Below are 15,791 nucleotides of genomic sequence, written 5' to 3'. Positions count from 1 at the left end.
TCTCTTCTCTTCCGGGACGCCCGCTATTTGACGCCCACGACACAAACTGTTCCGGTGGCCCGCCCCGGAGGGCGGGCCACCGCAACGAGCTCCGACTACTTGGAGTAGAGCTCGACGATCAGCTGCTCCTGGACCTGCGTGTCGATGACCTGCCGGGCCGGGAGCGAGTGCACCAGGATCTTCATCTGGCTCGGGATTGCCTCGAGCCAGGCCGGCACCGCCCGCGAACCGGCCTGAGCCTGCGCCACGATGAACGGGGTGAGCTCCTTGCTCTTGCCCCGAACCTCGATGATGTCGTGCTCCTTGACGCGGTACGACGGGATGTCGACCTTCTTGCCGTTCACCGTGAAGTGACCGTGCTTGACCAGCTGGCGGGCCATGTCCCGCGAGTGGGCGTAGCCGGCCCGGTAAACGACGTTGTCCAGCCGCGACTCGAGGATCTGCAGGAGGACCTCACCGGTCTTGGCCTGCTTGCCAACGGCTTCCTCGTAGTAACCGCGGAACTGCTTCTCCAGCACGCCGTAGACACGGCGGGCCTTCTGCTTCTCACGGAGCTGGAGCAGGTACTCCGTCTCCTTGGTGCGGCCGCGGCCGTGCTGCCCGGGCGGGAACGGCCGGGACTCGAACGGGCACTTCGGACCATCACACTTGCTGCCCTTGAGGAACAGCTTCATCTTCTCCCGCCGGCAACGGCGGCAGTCAGCACCGGTGTAACGAGCCATCTCTCTCTACCTCTCAGACCCGGCGACGCTTCGGCGGACGGCATCCGTTGTGCGGCTGCGGGGTGACGTCGGAGATCTGCCCGACCTCGAGGCCCACGGCCTGCAGCGAACGGATGGCGGTCTCCCGGCCGGAGCCGGGGCCCTTGACGAACACGTCGACCTTGCGCATGCCGTGCTCCATGGCCCGACGCGCGGCGGCCTCGGCGGCCAGCTGCGCGGCGAACGGAGTCGACTTGCGGGAGCCCTTGAAGCCAACCTGGCCCGCGGAGGCCCAGGAGATGACCGCACCGGTCGGGTCCGTGATGGACACGATGGTGTTGTTGAAGGTGCTCTTGATGTGCGCCTGCCCGTGGGCGACGTTCTTGCGTTCCTTGCGCCGGACCTTCTTTACAGCGGCTCCGGCACGAGCCTTCGGTGGCATAAGTCTGTGCGCTCCTAGTTGACTTTCCGGATTGGGTTGCGGCCTGCCCTACCTCGGCGGCGGCCGCCCCCGTCATCCGGTTAAGAACTACTTCTTGCCGGGCTTCTTCTTGCCGGCGACGGTCCGCTTCGGGCCCTTGCGGGTCCGCGCGTTGGTCTTGGTCCGCTGGCCACGCACGGGCAGGCCCCGGCGGTGCCGGATGCCGGCGTAGCAGCCGATCTCAACCTTGCGGCGGATGTCAGCGGCGACCTCGCGGCGCAGGTCGCCTTCAACCTTGTAGTTGCCCTCGATGTGGTCGCGGAGCTGCACGAGCTCCTCGTCCGTGAGGTCCCGAGCGCGCTTGTCCGGCGAGATGCCGGTAGCGGCGAGTGTCTCCTGGGCGCGGGTGCGACCGAGCCCGAAGATGTAGGTGAGCGCGATTTCCATCCGCTTCTCGCGGGGGAGATCCACGCCGACTAGACGTGCCATGTGCGGGCGTACTCCTCGTGATGTGTGGCGGAGGTGTGGACCCGTCCCATCCCGCTACCGGCCGTCCCGTCTTTCCGACGCGGTGAGCGCCGGCGACCGGGATCGGTCGCTGCCCGAGCGGGCCCCGGCCTCCGACCGGGGGTCAGCCACGCAGGAGTACGTCTCGCGTACCACTCGTGGCTGGGACGAGCATGTGTGATGTGTGTGTCGCTGGGGATCTGCCTGGACCAACGCCACCCGGCGGTGTTACGGCCGGACGGGCTGAGTCAGCCCTGGCGCTGCTTGTGGCGCGGGTCGCTGCAGATGACCATGACCCGGCCGTGCCGGCGGATAACCCGGCACTTCTGGCAGATCCTCTTGACGCTCGGCTTGACCTTCACGGTTGCCTTACTTCCCATCTGGCCCGGGGACGCGCGCAGCGCGAGACCGGACGTCGAAGACGGACACGGGACTTCCCGGCCGCCGTCAGGACTACTTGTAGCGGTAGACGATGCGCCCGCGGGTCAGGTCGTACGGCGAGAGTTCGACGACGACCCGGTCCTCCGGCAGGATGCGGATGTAGTGCTGCCGCATCTTGCCGCTGATGTGAGCCAGCACCTTGTGGCCGTTCGCGAGCTCCACCCGGAACATGGCGTTCGGCAGGGGCTCGATGACCCGACCCTCGATCTCAATGGCTCCGTCTTTTTTCGGCATGTCCTCCGCTGTCCTGACGTCGATTGCTCCGGGCGGCCCACAACGTCTTACACGGGTAACTGACCAAGATCAGAAAGCCCGCGCCAGCCGCGGCTCCAGCACCCACCGAAGCGCAGGGTGGGCATGCCGGAGTGGACGCTGTGCGCCGATCAGAAAGTGTACGCCGGCCTGCGGGCGGTCGCCAAACCGGCCACCCACCGCACCGCCGTGTCGGGCGCCGCTCCCCCGTCCGGGACCCCGATGATATCCGTCCGGGCACCGTCGGCCGGTCCGGCCGGATCGGCTCCGCCCCCTGCCCGCGGGTCAGCTGGCCGGTCGCGGTTCGTCCCGTTCGTCCGGTTCGCCGGCGCGCAACTCCCGGCGCCGCTGCCGCTTCGCGCGCCGGCGCTCCCGCTCGATGGCCTGGCGCCGGGGCTCTCCCCCGGCGATCCCGGTGACCGTGTGGACCACCAGCACCGCGCCCCACGGCCCGGCCACCCAGGCCGGCCAGAAGTAGAGCAGGTCCCGGCTGAGCACCGAGGTCACCGCCCAGATGGTCACCACGATGGCGATCACCTTCAGGTACGGAAACCACATCTCGGCCAGCCAGCGGGCGGCGACGCCCCCGGCCGGGACGGGCTGGCCCTGCGCACCGCCGTCCAGCGGCCCGGCGGTCGGTGCGGTGACCGGCGCCAGCGTCGAGCGCTCCGGGGGCGCCACCGGTGGCAGATCGGTGAGCAGGGCGTCCAGTTCGGCGTAGGTGCGGGCGGCGTAGGCCCGCTGCAGCCGCTCGTCGTACTCGTGCAGGTCCAGTCGGCCTTCACCGAGAGCCACCCGCAACCGTTCGGCCACCGCCTCACGGTCCGCGTCCGCCGCTCGCATCCCGTCCCGCCCGTCCATGCCGGCAAGCATGCCACCGTCACGCCAGCGGCGTCATACCCGGCCGGCCCCCTTGATCCACCAGGGTCGACAGTGGATGGGCTGCGGGCCCCCAGAGGTCAGGACGCGGTCGAGGCGGCCGGCTGCCGAGCGGTGACCAGGTCGCCCAGTCGGGCACGGCCGCCGTCGAACGCGGTGAGCACCCACACGCCGTCCGGCAGCAGCGCCATCGAGTGCTCGACGTGCGCCGCCACCGACCCGTCGCGGGTGACCACCGTCCAACCGTCGGCCAGCTCGACCGTGCGCGGTGACGCCATGGTGATCATCGGTTCGATGGCCAGCGCCATGCCGGGGACCAGCCGCGGACCCTTGCCCGGCCGGCCGTGGTTGAGCACGTGCGGGTCCTGGTGCATCTCCGTGCCGATACCGTGCCCGCCGTAGCCGTCGACGATGCCGTACCTGCCGCCCTTGCGGACGGCGCTCTCGACCGCGTGCGAGATGTCGGTGAGCCGCCCCTTGCCGCTGGCCGCGCCGCGCGCCGCGGCGGCGATGCCGGCCCACATCGCATCCTCGGCCACTTCGGCCATCTTGAGCAGCGCCGGGTCGACGTCACCGATCGCGACGGTGATCGCGGAGTCGCCATGCCACCCGTTCAGCACCGCGCCGCAGTCGATGGAGATCAGATCGCCGTCCCGCAGCACCTGCTTCGGCGAGGGGATGGCGTGCACGATCTGCTCGTTGACCGAGGAGCAGATCGACGCGGGGAAGCCGTGGTAGCCCTTGAACGACGGGACGCCACCCGCCTCGCGGATCGTCGACTCGGCGATGGAATCCAAATCGGCGGTGCTGACGCCGGGGGCCACCGCCTCGCGCATCCGGCGCAGCGCCTCGGCCACCACCAGCCCGGCGGCGCGCATCTTCTCGATCTGGTCAGGGGTCTTCAGCTGGATGTCCAGCTGGGGACGACGCATGGACCGATCACCTTTCGTTGCCGATCAGCGGGGCACGTCGCACGTACCCCGCTGATCGCACTCTATCCGCCGTGGCCCGGCCGGACCTCAGCCGCCGTACGACCGCAGCGCGTCTATGGCCCGGGTGGTGACGTCCTCCACCGGGCCGGTGGCGTCGATCCCGACCAGCTTGCCCTGGGCGCCGTAGTAGTCGACCAGTGGCGCGGTCTTCTCGCTGTATTCCCGCAGCCGCGTGGCGATGGTCTCCGGCTTGTCGTCGTCGCGCTGGAACAGCTCGGCGCCGCACCGGTCGCAGATGCCGGGCCGGGTGGTGGCGTCGAACTCGACGTGCCAGATCTTGCCGCAGCCCCGGCAGGTACGCCGGCCGGAGAGCCGCCGGATCACCTCGTCGTCGTCGACCACCAGCTCCAGGACCAGGTCCAGTGCGGTGCCCAGGTCAGCGAGGAGCTTGTCCAGCGCGGCGGCCTGCGGAGTGGTCCGCGGGAAGCCGTCGAGCAGGAACCCCTCGCTGGCGTCGGGCTCGGCCAGCCGGTCCCGGACCATGTTGATGGTGACCTCGTCCGGGACCAGCTCGCCCGCGTCCATGTAACGCTTCGCCTCGACACCGAGCGGCGTGCCCTGGGTGACGTTCGACCGGAAGATGTCCCCGGTCGAGATCTTGGGCACCGACAGGTGCGCGGCCACGAACTCGGCCTGCGTGCCCTTGCCCGCGCCCGGCGGGCCAACCAGAACGAGTCTCATCTACCGCAGGAACCCTTCGTAGTTCCGCTGCATGAGTTGGCTCTCGATCTGCTTCACGGTCTCCAGACCGACGCCGACCATGATGAGCACAGCGGTGCCGCCGAACGGGAAGTTCTGGTACTGCTGGTTGTCCAGCCAGATGAAGAAGAAGTTCGGCAGGATCGAGATCACGCCGAGGTAGAGCGCGCCCGGCAGGGTGATCCGGCTGAGGATGAAGTCCAGGTAGTCGGCCGTCGGCTTGCCCGGGCGGATGCCCGGCACGAACCCGCCGTACTTCTTCATGTTGTCCGCGACCTCGGTCGGGTTGAACGTGATCGAGACGTAGAAGTACGTGAAGAAGATGATCAGCAGGAAGTAGACCGCGATGTAGATCGGGCTGCTCGGGTTGACCAGGTTGTTCTGGATCCAGGCCTGGGTCTTGCCCGGGTCGGTCGTGTCGAAGAACTGCAAGGCCAACTGCGGCAGGTAGAGCAGCGACGAGCCGAAGATGACCGGGATCACACCGGCCTGGTTGACCTTGAGCGGGATGTAGGTCGAGGTGCCGCCGTACATCCGCCGGCCGATCATCCGCTTGGCGTACTGCACCGGGATGCGGCGCTGCGCCTGCTCGATGAAGGTGACAGCGGTGATGACCACCAGGACCAGCGCGATGACCAGGGCGAACATGTCCCAGCCCTTGCTGGTCTTGATCTGCCAGCCCTCGCTGGGCAGCCGCGCGGCGATCGAGGTGAAGATCAGGACGGACATGCCGTTGCCGACGCCGCGGTCGGTGATCAGCTCACCGAGCCACATGACCATGCCGGTGCCGGCGGTCATGGTCATCACCAGGATGGACAGGGTCAGCCAGTCCGGGATGCCGGTGCCGGTGGGGATGATCGGGAACTGGTCGCAGCGGTTCTGGAACAGCTGCCCGGAGCGGGCCAGCGCCACGAACGCCGAGGCCTGCAGCACACCGAGACCCAGGGTCAGGTAGCGGGTGTACTGGGTGATCTTCGCCTGGCCGGCCTGGCCCTCCTTGCGGAGTTGCTCCAGACGCGGAATCACGACGGTCAGCAGCTGCAGAATGATCGACGCGGTGATGTAGGGCATGATGCCCAGCGCGAAGACCGAGAGCTGCAGCAGCGCTCCGCCGGAGAAGAGGTTGAGCAGACTCAGCACACCCGTCGACTCACCCTGGAGGGTGTCGAGGCACTTCTGGACGTTGCCGTACGAGACGCCCGGACTGGGCAGCGTGGCACCCAGCCGGTAGACCGCGATGATGCCTACTGTGAACAGCAGCTTCTTGCGCAGGTCAGGCGTACGGAACGCACTGAGAAAGGCGGACAGCAACTTCTTCCTCCTGCGCGAGGCGGGCCGCCGGTGATCCCTGGCGGGTCGGGGTGGATCCCGGGCGAGCGCCCGGAATCCATGGCTGGGATGGGACTCTAACAGCCCCATCCCGGTCCGGGCAGATGCGCCCGGCTACATAAACCGATTCCGATATTACCGGGCGCATACGCCCCAGGCAGACCATGGCGCCCGCCAGTTGGTCACAACTGGACGGGCGCCATGGGTCGTACGCCTTACAGCTCGGTGACGGAGCCACCGGCGGCGGCGATCTTCTCCTTGGCCGACGCACTGAACGCGTGCGCCGACACCTGGAGCGCCACCCCACCGAGGTCCCCGGTGCCGAGAACCTTGACCGGGTGACCCTTGCGGACCGCGCCGGACTCGACCAGCTCCAGCGGGCCAACCTGGCCGCCGTTCGGGAACAGCTCGGCGAGCCGGTCCAGGTTGACCACCTGGAAGACCACCTTGAACTTGTTCTTGAAGCCCTTCAGCTTCGGCAGGCGCATGTGGATGGGCATCTGCCCACCCTCGAACGCCGCCGAGATGTTCTTGCGGGCCTTGGAACCCTTGGTACCGCGACCAGCGGTCTTGCCCTTGGAACCCTCACCGCGACCCACACGGGTCTTCGCGGTCTTGGAACCGGGCGCCGGGCGCAGGTGATGCACCTTGATCGTCATTACTCGACCTCCTCGACCTTCACGAGGTGGCTCACAGTGAAGATCATGCCGCGGATCTCGGGCCGGTCCTCCTTGACCACCACGTCATTGATCCGCTTGAGACCGAGCGAACGCAGCGACTCACGCTGGTTGTGCTTGGTCCCGATACCGGACCGGAGCTGGGTGACCTTCAGACGTGCCATCAGTGCGCCACCCCCGCACGCGACGCCAGCATGGCGGCCGGCGCGACGTCCTCCACCGGCAGACCACGACGCGCCGCGACCTGCTCGGGGGACTCAAGCCCCTTCAGGGCCGCCACGGTGGCGTGCACGATGTTGATCGGGTTCGACGAGCCGAGGCTCTTGGAGAGCACGTCGTGGATACCGGCGCACTCCAGCACGGCGCGCACCGGACCACCGGCGATGACACCCGTACCGGCGGAGGCCGGCTTGAGCAGCACCACACCAGCGGCGTCCTCACCCGTCACCGGGTGCGGGATCGACTGACCGATCCGCGGGACCTTGAAGAAGTGCTTCTTGGCCTCCTCGACACCCTTGGCGATCGCCGCGGGCACCTCCTTGGCCTTTCCGTAGCCCACGCCGACCGTGCCGTCGCCGTCACCAACGATCACCAGGGCGGTGAAGCTGAAGCGACGACCACCCTTCACGACCTTGGCGACGCGGTTGATCGCGACGACCCGCTCGAGGTGCGGGGTCTTCTCGACGGGCGCGTTTCCGCGGCCGCCCTCACGGCGGTTGTCGCGGCGACCACCCTCGTTGCCACCGGACCCGCCGCCACGGCGCTGTTGACCTGGCATCAGCAGCCTTCCTTATCTCTCGTGACGGGGTTGTTAGAACTCGAGCCCGGCTTCGCGGGCGGCGTCGGCAAGCGCGGCGACTCGCCCCGCGTACCGGTTGCCGCCGCGGTCGAAGACGACCTTGGAGACGCCGGCGGCCTTGGCCCGCTCGGCGAGCAGCGCGCCCACCTTGCCGGCGAGGGCGCTCTTGTCGCCCTCCGCACCGCGCAGCGAGGCGTCCAGGGACGACGCCGACGCCAGGGTGTGACCCTTGGTGTCGTCGACGATCTGGGCGACCATGTGCCGCAGGGAACGGGTGACGACCAGACGCGGACGCTCGGCCGTACCGCTGACGTTCTTGCGGACCCGGAAGTGCCGACGCGCCCGCCCGACGGCGCGCTTGGCGGCGACGCCGCGGCGGCGCTTGAGCAGCGTGGCGGTCACTTCTTACCTGCCTTTCCAGCCTTGCGGCGGATGACCTCGCCCTGGTACTTGACGCCCTTGCCCTTGTAGGGCTCCGGCGGGCGGATCTTCCGGATGTTGGCGGCGACCTCACCGACCTGCTGCTTGTCGATGCCGGCCACGTGGAACAGGGTCGGCCGCTCCACCGTGAAGGTGATGCCCGCCGGTGCGGGAACCAGCACCGGGTGCGAGAACCCGAGCGCGAACTCGAGGTCCGCGCCCTTGGCGGTGACCCGGTAACCGGTGCCGGCGATCTCCAGGCTCTTGCGATAGCCCTCGGTCACGCCGACGATCATGTTTGCTACCAGCGTACGGCTCAGGCCGTGCAGTTCCTTGGCCTTGCGCTCGTCGTTCGGGCGGTTGACGCTCAGCTGCCCGTCCTCGGCCCGCTCGATGGTGATCGGCTCGGCGAGGGTGTGCTGGAGCTGGCCCTTCGGGCCCTTGACCTTGACGGTCTGCCCGTCGATCGTGATGTCGACGCCGGCTGGTACCGGGATCGACTTACGTCCAATTCGCGACATTTCTACCTGTCTCCCGTTACCAGACGAAGGCGAGGACTTCCCCGCCAACACTCCGCTTGCGGGCCTGCCGGTCGGTGAGCAGCCCCTGGGACGTCGAAATGATCGCCACGCCCAGCCCACCGAGCACCCGGGGGAGCCCGTCCGACTTGGCGTACACCCGGAGACCGGGCTTGGACACGCGCTTGATGCCGGCCAGGCTCCGCTCCCGGTTCTGGCCGTACTTCAGCTCGACGACCAGTCGCTTGCCGACGGCGCCCTCCTCGGGCTCCTCGACCGACCAGGTGGCGATGTAACCCTCGGCCTTCAGGACCTCGGCGATGTTCGCCTTGATCTTGGAGTAGGGCATCTTCACCTGATCGTGGTACGCCTGGTTGGCGTTACGCAGACGCGTGAGCATGTCTGCGATCGGGTCGGTCATCGTCATGGATTTCGTCAGCCTTTCTCGCCGGGGTTCCCGGGGCATCGGCCCCGGGCCTACGGCGAAGAGCAATACCTAATCGGTGCAGGAGTTCCCGGCCGACAGCCGGGACGCGGTCGCCCTTACCAGGAAGCCTTGGACACGCCCGGCAGCTCACCGCGGTGGGCCATCTCCCGGACGCACACCCGGCAGAGACCGAACTTGCGGTAGACCGCCTTCGGACGCCCGCACCGCTGGCAGCGGGTGTACGCGCGAACCGAGAACTTCGGCTTCGCGGCCGCCTTGATGATCAGCGCCTTCTTGGCCATCTCAGTTCTCCTTGAACGGGAAGCCCAGGAGCTTGAGCAGCGCCCGGCCCTCGTCGTCGGTCGTGGCGGTGGTGACCACCGTGATGTCCATGCCCCGCTGGCGATCGATCCGGTCCTGGTCGATCTCGTGGAACACCGACTGCTCGGTCAGACCGAACGTGTAGTTGCCGTGCCCGTCGAGCTTGCGCCCGTCCAGACCGCGGAAGTCGCGGATACGCGGCAGCGCGATGGACAGCAGCCGGTCCAGGAACTCCCACATCCGGTCACCGCGAAGGGTCACCTTCGCGCCGATCGGCATGCCCTCGCGGAGCTTGAACTGCGCGATGGACTTGGTCGCCCGCCGCACCTGCGGCTTCTGGCCGGTGATCGTGGCGAGGTCGCGGACCGCGCCGTCGATCAGCTTGGCGTCGCGAGCAGCCTCGCCGACACCCATGTTGACGACGATCTTGACCAGCCGCGGCACCTGCATGGGGTTGCCGTAGCTGTGCTGCTCACGCAGCTGGGCCACGATCTCGTTGCGGTACCGCTCCTTGAGGCGCGGCATGGTCTTTTCGGTAGCCGTGGTCATCACAGGTCCTTACCGGTGCTACGCGCGATGCGGACCTTCTGGCCGTTGTCGTCGATCCGGTAACCGACGCGGGTCGGCTTGCCGTCGGAGTCCAGGACCTGCACGTTCGAGACGTGGATCGGGGCCTCCTGGGTGACGATGCCGCCGGTCTTGGCGCCACGCTGGGTGGTGCTGATGCGGGTGTGCTTCTTGACCCGGTTCACGCCCTCGACCAGGACCTTGTCCTGCCGCGGGTAGGCCTGAATGACCTTGCCCTTGGCACCCTTGTCCTTGCCGGCGATGACGACGACCGTGTCGCCCTTCTTGACCTTCACGGTCACAACACCTCCGGCGCGAGGGAAATAATCTTCATGAACCGCTTGTCCCGCAGCTCCCGGCCCACCGGGCCGAAGATGCGGGTACCGCGCGGGTCCCCGCCGTCCTTGATGATGACGGCGGCGTTCTCGTCGAAGCGGATGTACGAGCCGTCCGGCCGCCGCTTCTCCTTGGCCGTGCGGACGATGACCGCCTTGACGACGTCGCCCTTCTTCACACCGGCACCCGGGATCGCGTCCTTGACGGTGGCCACGATGACGTCGCCGATGCTCGCGTAGCGCCGACCGGAGCCACCGAGAACCCGGATGCACAGGATCTCCCGAGCACCCGTGTTGTCGGCGACGCGCAGTCGCGACTCCTGCTGAATCACGTCTATCTCCTATGTCTGCCGGTTCTCCGGCCGCCGTAGCGGCCGGCCGGAGCCTGGCGGAACCTACGCCCGACGCAACGCCGGGCGAGCTCGAGCCTTCGCTACTTGGCCTTTTCCAGGATCTCCACGATCCGCCAACGCTTGGTGGCGCTCAGCGGCCGGGTCTCCATGATCAGGACCCGGTCGCCGGTGCCGGCGGCGTTCTGCTCGTCGTGGACCTTCAGCTTGCTGGTCCGGCGCATAATCTTGCCGTACAGCGCGTGCCTGACCCGGTCCTCGACCTCGACCACGACGGTCTTGTCCATCTTGTCGCTCACCACGAGGCCCTCACGGACCTTGCGGCGAGCCCGCACGGTGGCGGTCGTGTTCTCGTCGGTCATGATGCAGTCACCTCAGTCGGCGCGGCCGAGAGCCCCAGCTCACGCTCACGCATGATCGTGTAGATCCGGGCGATCTCCCGACGGATGACCTGCAGCCGCCGGTTGTTGTCCAGCTGCCCGGTTGCGGCCTGCACGCGGAGGTTGAACAGCTCCGCCTTGGCCTCCCGCAGCTTCGTGACCAGCTCCTCTTCGGAGAGCTCACGCAGCTCGGTCGCCTTAACGCCCGCTGCCATCAGGATTCACCCACTTCGCGCGTAACAATGCGGCACTTCATCGGGAGCTTGTGGATCGCGCGACGCATGGCCTCTCGCGCGATCTGCTCGTTGGGGAAGGACATCTCGAAGAGAACCCGCCCCGGCTTGACGTTGGCGACCCACCACTCGGGCGAGCCCTTGCCGGAACCCATCCGGGTTTCGGCCGGCTTCTTGGTGAGGGCCTGGTCCGGGAAGATCGTGATCCAGACCTTGCCGCCACGCTTGATGTGACGGGTCATCGCGATACGCGCCGACTCGATCTGGCGGTTGGTCACGTACGCCGGCTCGAGAGCCTGGATCCCGAACTCGCCGAACACCACCCGGTTACCACCCTTGGACGCGCCACTGCGGTCCGGGTGGTGCGGCTTGCGGAAGCCCTTCGGGGGCTTGCGCGGCATCAGCATCTGTCAGCCCTCCTGCTGCGTTTCTGCCGGAGCAGCCGCGGCGGCGACAGCTGCGCTGTCCACCGGCTCGCCACTCGGCGTCTCGGCCTGCTGCGCGATGGTGGTCGCGGCAGCCCGGCCAGCCTCGGTGCCACCAGCCGTCGTGCCGGACGAACCCGACCGGCCACGGCGCGGACGCTCGGGACGGTCGCCGCGCTCACCACGACGCGGGCGGGACGGACCGGCCTCGGCCGGAGCCTCCCGGCCCGGGACGGCGTCGCCCTTGTAGATCCAGACCTTCACGCCGATCCGGCCGAACGTGGTACGGGCCTCGAAGAAGCCGTACTCGATGTTGGCCCGCAGCGTGTGCAGCGGAACCCGGCCCTCGCGGTAGAACTCGGTCCGGCTCATCTCGGCGCCGCCGAGACGACCCGAGACCTGCACACGGATGCCCTTGACGACCGGGTTCTTCATCGCGGACTGCATGGCCTTGCGCATCGCCCGACGGAAGCTGACCCGGCTGGACAGCTGCTCGGCCACGCCCTGCGCGACGAGCTGCGCGTCCGACTCGGGGTTCTTCACCTCGATGATGTTCAGCTGCACCTGCTTGCCGGTGAGCTTCTCGAGCTCGCCGCGGATCCGGTCGGCCTCCGCACCCTTACGGCCGATGACGATGCCCGGCCGGGCGGTGTGGATGTCGACCCGGACCCGGTCGCGGGTGCGCTCGATGTCGACCTTGGAGATGCCGGCGCGCTCGAGGCCCTTGGACATCATGCGGCGGATCTTGACATCCTCGCCGACGTAGTCCTTGTAGAGCTTGTCCGCGAACCAGCGGGACTTCCAGTCGGTCGAGATGCCGAGCCGGAACCCAGTGGGGTGAACCTTCTGACCCATTACTCGGCGTCCTCCGTCTTGCTCTGCGCTTCGGCCGGTGCGGCCTGCGTGGCCGGGGCGGCCTTCTTCGCCGCGGCCTTCCTCGGCGCTGCCGGCGCGACCGCCTCGACCGCCACGGTGATGTGGCAGGTGCGCTTGCGGATCCGGTACGCCCGGCCCTGCGCCCGCGGCTGGAACCGCTTCATCGTCGGGCCCTCGTCCACGAACGCCTCGCTGACGAGCAGCGCGTCGGGGTCCAGCCGCTCGTTGTTCTCCGCGTTGGCGATCGCGCTAGCGAGCACCTTGTACACCTGCTCGCTCGCAGCCTGCGGCGCGAACTGCAGCACCGTGAGCGCCTCCTTCGCGGGCAGGCCGCGGACGAGGTTGACCACCCGGCGCGCCTTCATCGGCGAGATGCGCACGTGCCGCGCAACCGCCCGCGCGCCCGGAAGCACCGGAGCGTCGCCCTTTCCTGGCATCGCTGTAACCCCTTGTTCCCTCTATCCGTATGCCCGCGGCGTCAGCGCCGACGGCTCTTCCGGTCGTCCTTCTCGTGACCCTTGAACGTGCGGGTCAGCGCGAACTCGCCGAGCTTGTGCCCGACCATCGCCTCGGTCACGAACACCGGGACGTGCTTGCGTCCGTCGTGCACCGCGATCGTGTGCCCGAGCATCTCCGGGATGATCGTCGAGCGCCGCGACCAGGTCTTGATCACGTTCTTCGAGCCCTTGTCGTTCTGGACTTCCACCTTCTTGAGCAGGTGGTCGTCTACGAACGGGCCCTTCTTCAGGCTGCGAGGCATGTCTTATCTCCCTCAGCCGCGCTTACGCGTGGCGTAGCGACGGCGGACGATCAGCCGGTCACTCGGCTGGCCCTTACGGCGGGTGCGGCCCTCGGGCTTACCCTGCGGGTTGACCGGGTGGCGACCACCGGAGGTCTTACCCTCACCACCACCGTGCGGGTGGTCGACCGGGTTCATGGCGACACCACGGACGGTCGGGCGCTTGCCCTTCCACCGCATACGGCCGGCCTTACCCCAGTTGATGTTCGACTGATCGGCGTTGCCGATCTCGCCGACGCTGGCGCGGCAGCGCACGTCCACCCGCCGGATCTCGCCGGACGGCATACGCAGGGTCGCGTACGCGCCCTCACGGCCGAGCAGCTGGATGCCGACGCCGGCGGAACGGGCCAGCTTGGCCCCGCCACCCGGACGCAGCTCCACGTTGTGGATGGTGGTACCGACCGGGATGTTGCGCAGCGGCAGGTTGTTACCCGGCTTGATGTCGGCGCCCGGGCCGGACTCGACGCGGTCGCCCTGCTTCATGTCCTTCGGCGCGATGATGTACCGCTTCTCGCCGTCGGCGTAGTGCAGCAGCGCGATGCGCGCCGTGCGGTTCGGGTCGTACTCGATGTGAGCGACCTTCGCCGGCACGCCGTCCTTGTCGACCCGCTTGAAGTCGATCAGACGGTACTGGCGCTTGTGACCGCCACCGTGGTGCCGCGTGGTGATCCGGCCGTGGGCGTTACGCCCGCCCTTCTTCGGCAGCGGAGCCAGCAGCGACTTCTCCGGCGTGGACCGGGTGATCTCGGCGAAGTCGGCAACGCTGGAGCCACGTCGGCCCGGCGTCGTCGGCTTGTACTTACGGATAGCCATTGTCTACACCCCTCAGCTGACCGGGCCGCCGAAGGCCTCGATGCGGTCACCGTCAGCCAGCTTCACGATCGCCCGCTTGGTCGCCTTGCGCTGACCGAAGCCGGTCTTGGTGCGCTTGCGCTTACCCTGGCGGTTGAGCGTGTTGACCGTCAGGACGCGGACGTTGAAGATCTGCTGGATAGCGATCTTGATCTCGGTCTTGTTCGCGTCCGGGTGCACCAGGAAGGTGTACCAGTTCCGGTTCAGCTCGCTGTAGCTCTTCTCCGAGACGACCGGCGCCACGATGATGTCGCGCGGGTCGGCGATCGTGCTCACTTGCCACCCTCCTCGGTGGTCTCGGCGGGCACGCCCAGGAACTCGTCCAGGGCGTCCTTGGTGAAGACCACGTCGTCGGCCACCAGCACGTCATACGTGTTCAGCTGGCCGGACTCGATCAGGTGCACCCGCGGCTCGTTGCGCAGCGACACCCAGTTCAGCTCGTCGGTGCTGCTCAGCACGACCAGGACCCGACGGGCCTCGGTGAGCTTGGTCAGCGTGGCCAGGGCCGCCTTGGTCGACGGCTTCTCGCCCGAGACGAACGCCTCGACGACGTGCACCTGCCCGGCGCGGGCCCGGTCGGAGAGGGCACCCCGCAGCGCGGCGGCCTTCATCTTCTTCGGGGTCCGCTGGCTGTAGTCGCGCGGCACGGGACCGTGCACCACGCCACCGCCGGCGAACTGCGGCGCGCGGATCGAGCCCTGCCGGGCGCGACCGGTGCCCTTCTGCTTGTACGGCTTCTTGCCGCCGCCGGCGACCTCGCCGCGGGTCTTGGTCTTGTGCGTGCCCTGTCGGGCCGCCGCGAGCTGGGCCACCACGACCTGGTGCATCAGCGCGACGTTGGCCTGCACGTCGAAGATGTCAGCCGGCAGCTCGACGGAGCCGCTGGTGCTGCCTTCGACGGTGCGCACGTCAACGGTGGTCACTTGGCCGCACCGCCCTTCTTCACCTTGCTCTTGGCCGCGGTACGGACCAGAACCAGCGCGCCCTTGGGACCAGGAATGGCACCCCGGACGAGCAGCAGGTTGTTCTCGGTGTCGACCGCCTGGACGGTGAGGTTCTGCACGGTGTACCGCACGCCACCCATCCGGCCGGCCATCCGGGTGCCCTTGAAGACACGACCCGGAGTGGCGCAGGCGCCGATGGAGCCGGGCGAGCGGTGCTTGCGCTCGACACCGTGGCTGGCGCGCAGACCGTGGAAGCCGTGCCGCTTCATCGGGCCGGCGTAGCCCTTGCCCTTGGTCTTGCCAGTGACGTCGATCGAGACGCCGGGCGGGAACTCCTCGACCGTGACCTCCTGGCCGAGCGAGTACTCCCCCGCGTCCGTGGTGCGCAGCTCGACGATGTGCCGGCGCGGCGCCACGTCCGCCTTCGCGTAGTGCCCGCTGATCGGCTTCTTGACCTTGCGCGGGTCGATGATGCCGTACGCCAGCTGGACCGCGGAGTAACCGTCCTTCTCGGCGCTACGAACCTGACTGATGACGCACGGGCCGGCCTCGACCACGGTCACGGGAACAACACGGTTGTTGTCCCAGACCTGGGTCATGCCGAGCTTGGCGCCCAGGATCCCCTTGACTTGCCTGTCCATTTGTCC

Annotated in this window: 29 protein-coding genes; all 29 read right to left on the bottom strand. The window is 68.2% G+C overall.

Annotated features, from left to right (window positions below; genetic code table 11):
• Positions 1-95: 95 nt before the first annotated feature.
• Positions 96-722: a 30S ribosomal protein S4 gene (gene rpsD / locus GA0070607_RS16215; protein WP_089018952.1), complete on the bottom strand. Its 627-nt coding sequence runs from the start codon at positions 720-722 to the stop codon at positions 96-98.
• A 13-nt stretch (positions 723-735) separates the two neighbouring features.
• Positions 736-1,143 (bottom strand): 30S ribosomal protein S11, encoded by a 408-nt coding sequence (gene rpsK / locus GA0070607_RS16210; RefSeq protein WP_007073011.1) that lies wholly within the window; start codon positions 1,141-1,143, stop codon positions 736-738.
• Positions 1,144-1,230: 87 nt separating this feature from the next.
• Positions 1,231-1,611, bottom strand: coding sequence for a 30S ribosomal protein S13 (gene rpsM / locus GA0070607_RS16205; RefSeq protein WP_088950226.1), 381 nt, complete (start codon positions 1,609-1,611; stop codon positions 1,231-1,233).
• A 266-nt stretch (positions 1,612-1,877) separates the two neighbouring features.
• The gene (gene rpmJ / locus GA0070607_RS16200; protein ID WP_088952025.1) at positions 1,878-1,991 is read right to left on the bottom strand and encodes a 50S ribosomal protein L36; all 114 of its coding nucleotides are present in this window, start codon (positions 1,989-1,991) and stop codon (positions 1,878-1,880) included.
• A 91-nt stretch (positions 1,992-2,082) separates the two neighbouring features.
• The gene (infA, locus tag GA0070607_RS16195) at positions 2,083-2,304 is read right to left on the bottom strand and encodes a translation initiation factor IF-1 (RefSeq protein ID WP_007073013.1); all 222 of its coding nucleotides are present in this window, start codon (positions 2,302-2,304) and stop codon (positions 2,083-2,085) included.
• 303 nt (positions 2,305-2,607) lie between these two features.
• On the bottom strand, positions 2,608-3,183 hold the full coding sequence (locus GA0070607_RS16190) for a DUF1707 SHOCT-like domain-containing protein (protein ID WP_089018951.1): 576 nt from the start codon (positions 3,181-3,183) through the stop codon (positions 2,608-2,610).
• Between the two features lie 98 nt (positions 3,184-3,281).
• The gene (gene map, locus GA0070607_RS16185) at positions 3,282-4,133 is read right to left on the bottom strand and encodes a type I methionyl aminopeptidase (RefSeq protein ID WP_089018950.1); all 852 of its coding nucleotides are present in this window, start codon (positions 4,131-4,133) and stop codon (positions 3,282-3,284) included.
• 87 nt (positions 4,134-4,220) lie between these two features.
• On the bottom strand, positions 4,221-4,874 hold the full coding sequence (locus GA0070607_RS16180; protein ID WP_007465256.1) for an adenylate kinase: 654 nt from the start codon (positions 4,872-4,874) through the stop codon (positions 4,221-4,223).
• Positions 4,875-6,203 (bottom strand): preprotein translocase subunit SecY, encoded by a 1,329-nt coding sequence (gene secY / locus GA0070607_RS16175; RefSeq protein WP_089018949.1) that lies wholly within the window; start codon positions 6,201-6,203, stop codon positions 4,875-4,877. It abuts the gene before it with no gap.
• Between the two features lie 233 nt (positions 6,204-6,436).
• Positions 6,437-6,880, bottom strand: coding sequence for a 50S ribosomal protein L15 (rplO, locus tag GA0070607_RS16170; RefSeq protein ID WP_074314582.1), 444 nt, complete (start codon positions 6,878-6,880; stop codon positions 6,437-6,439).
• Positions 6,880-7,062 (bottom strand): 50S ribosomal protein L30, encoded by a 183-nt coding sequence (gene rpmD, locus GA0070607_RS16165; RefSeq protein ID WP_007465262.1) that lies wholly within the window; start codon positions 7,060-7,062, stop codon positions 6,880-6,882. The genes rplO and rpmD overlap by 1 nt, the downstream gene beginning before the upstream one ends.
• Positions 7,062-7,676: a 30S ribosomal protein S5 gene (gene rpsE / locus GA0070607_RS16160; protein ID WP_074314587.1), complete on the bottom strand. Its 615-nt coding sequence runs from the start codon at positions 7,674-7,676 to the stop codon at positions 7,062-7,064. Before rpsE ends, rpmD begins: the two co-directional genes overlap by 1 nt.
• Positions 7,677-7,709: 33 nt before the next feature.
• Positions 7,710-8,099 carry a 50S ribosomal protein L18 gene (gene rplR / locus GA0070607_RS16155; protein ID WP_089018948.1) on the bottom strand — a complete coding sequence of 130 codons (390 nt, stop codon included), beginning with the start codon at positions 8,097-8,099 and terminating at the stop codon, positions 7,710-7,712.
• Positions 8,096-8,638 (bottom strand): 50S ribosomal protein L6, encoded by a 543-nt coding sequence (rplF, locus tag GA0070607_RS16150; protein WP_089018947.1) that lies wholly within the window; start codon positions 8,636-8,638, stop codon positions 8,096-8,098. Before rplF ends, rplR begins: the two co-directional genes overlap by 4 nt.
• 16 nt (positions 8,639-8,654) lie before the next feature.
• Positions 8,655-9,062, bottom strand: a complete 408-nt coding sequence (gene rpsH / locus GA0070607_RS16145; protein ID WP_007465270.1) for a 30S ribosomal protein S8 — start codon at positions 9,060-9,062, stop codon at positions 8,655-8,657.
• Between the two features lie 116 nt (positions 9,063-9,178).
• Complete coding sequence (locus tag GA0070607_RS16140) at positions 9,179-9,364, bottom strand: type Z 30S ribosomal protein S14 (protein WP_089018946.1); 186 nt, start codon at positions 9,362-9,364, stop codon at positions 9,179-9,181.
• A gap of 1 nt (position 9,365) precedes the next feature.
• Complete coding sequence (gene rplE / locus GA0070607_RS16135; protein WP_074314595.1) at positions 9,366-9,932, bottom strand: 50S ribosomal protein L5; 567 nt, start codon at positions 9,930-9,932, stop codon at positions 9,366-9,368.
• Positions 9,932-10,252 carry a 50S ribosomal protein L24 gene (rplX, locus tag GA0070607_RS16130; RefSeq protein ID WP_172899047.1) on the bottom strand — a complete coding sequence of 107 codons (321 nt, stop codon included), beginning with the start codon at positions 10,250-10,252 and terminating at the stop codon, positions 9,932-9,934. The genes rplE and rplX overlap by 1 nt, the downstream gene beginning before the upstream one ends.
• Positions 10,249-10,617, bottom strand: a complete 369-nt coding sequence (rplN, locus tag GA0070607_RS16125) for a 50S ribosomal protein L14 (protein WP_015619002.1) — start codon at positions 10,615-10,617, stop codon at positions 10,249-10,251. The genes rplX and rplN overlap by 4 nt, the downstream gene beginning before the upstream one ends.
• A gap of 101 nt (positions 10,618-10,718) precedes the next feature.
• Positions 10,719-10,997, bottom strand: coding sequence for a 30S ribosomal protein S17 (gene rpsQ, locus GA0070607_RS16120; protein ID WP_089018945.1), 279 nt, complete (start codon positions 10,995-10,997; stop codon positions 10,719-10,721).
• Positions 10,994-11,230, bottom strand: coding sequence for a 50S ribosomal protein L29 (gene rpmC, locus GA0070607_RS16115; RefSeq protein ID WP_007465283.1), 237 nt, complete (start codon positions 11,228-11,230; stop codon positions 10,994-10,996). The genes rpsQ and rpmC overlap by 4 nt, the downstream gene beginning before the upstream one ends.
• The gene (gene rplP / locus GA0070607_RS16110) at positions 11,230-11,655 is read right to left on the bottom strand and encodes a 50S ribosomal protein L16 (protein ID WP_007465292.1); all 426 of its coding nucleotides are present in this window, start codon (positions 11,653-11,655) and stop codon (positions 11,230-11,232) included. The genes rpmC and rplP overlap by 1 nt, the downstream gene beginning before the upstream one ends.
• A gap of 3 nt (positions 11,656-11,658) precedes the next feature.
• Positions 11,659-12,528, bottom strand: coding sequence for a 30S ribosomal protein S3 (rpsC, locus tag GA0070607_RS16105; protein WP_089018944.1), 870 nt, complete (start codon positions 12,526-12,528; stop codon positions 11,659-11,661).
• Positions 12,528-12,986: a 50S ribosomal protein L22 gene (gene rplV, locus GA0070607_RS16100; protein ID WP_089018943.1), complete on the bottom strand. Its 459-nt coding sequence runs from the start codon at positions 12,984-12,986 to the stop codon at positions 12,528-12,530. Before rplV ends, rpsC begins: the two co-directional genes overlap by 1 nt.
• A gap of 41 nt (positions 12,987-13,027) precedes the next feature.
• Positions 13,028-13,309 carry a 30S ribosomal protein S19 gene (gene rpsS / locus GA0070607_RS16095; RefSeq protein ID WP_007465299.1) on the bottom strand — a complete coding sequence of 94 codons (282 nt, stop codon included), beginning with the start codon at positions 13,307-13,309 and terminating at the stop codon, positions 13,028-13,030.
• Between the two features lie 12 nt (positions 13,310-13,321).
• Positions 13,322-14,161, bottom strand: coding sequence for a 50S ribosomal protein L2 (rplB, locus tag GA0070607_RS16090; protein ID WP_088950237.1), 840 nt, complete (start codon positions 14,159-14,161; stop codon positions 13,322-13,324).
• A gap of 12 nt (positions 14,162-14,173) precedes the next feature.
• Positions 14,174-14,476, bottom strand: a complete 303-nt coding sequence (gene rplW, locus GA0070607_RS16085; protein ID WP_007465304.1) for a 50S ribosomal protein L23 — start codon at positions 14,474-14,476, stop codon at positions 14,174-14,176.
• A complete protein-coding gene (gene rplD, locus GA0070607_RS16080) occupies positions 14,473-15,123 on the bottom strand; it encodes a 50S ribosomal protein L4 (RefSeq protein WP_053653946.1) in 651 nt (216 codons plus the stop codon). The genes rplW and rplD overlap by 4 nt, the downstream gene beginning before the upstream one ends.
• Positions 15,120-15,785, bottom strand: a complete 666-nt coding sequence (gene rplC, locus GA0070607_RS16075; RefSeq protein WP_074314607.1) for a 50S ribosomal protein L3 — start codon at positions 15,783-15,785, stop codon at positions 15,120-15,122. Before rplC ends, rplD begins: the two co-directional genes overlap by 4 nt.
• Positions 15,786-15,791 lie beyond the last annotated feature (6 nt).

It is taken from the genome of Micromonospora coriariae, from assembly GCF_900091455.1.
GTDB lineage: Bacteria > Actinomycetota > Actinomycetes > Mycobacteriales > Micromonosporaceae > Micromonospora > Micromonospora coriariae.
This window is presented reverse-complemented; position numbering and strand designations above follow the sequence as displayed.